The organism is Pseudoalteromonas sp. MER144-MNA-CIBAN-0113, assembly GCF_040308965.1.
GTDB classification, from domain to species: domain Bacteria; phylum Pseudomonadota; class Gammaproteobacteria; order Enterobacterales; family Alteromonadaceae; genus Pseudoalteromonas; species Pseudoalteromonas tetraodonis.
Map to the genome: position 1 here is coordinate 1 of NZ_JBEOOG010000466.1, position 254 is coordinate 254.

Below are 254 nucleotides of genomic sequence, written 5' to 3' on the forward strand. Positions count from 1 at the left end.
CGTTTACTGCATCTGGATCAGGAATATCGCGCCAGCTTGGGCAAATCCAAAGTCTTTCGCCAAATTGGATTGGGTGAAAGTTATCCATCCACTCACGTTCCCAATCTTTGTCTTCAAGTTGTTCTATTTTATATGTTAGATTTTGCGCAACTGATTTATCTGCGTTTAACAGCGCTACAACGCTATCCATATCGTGATTAGCATCAAATAAGCCTATTACCGTAGTATCGGCCCAAAATTGCACAGTGCCTATT

General features: G+C 41.3%; 1 protein-coding gene. It reads right to left on the reverse strand.

The genetic code is table 11. The features are described from left to right. Positions 1 to 254: 50S ribosomal protein L11 methyltransferase (locus AAEY57_RS20525; protein ID WP_350608727.1), on the reverse strand; the 254-nt coding region annotated here is incomplete at both ends.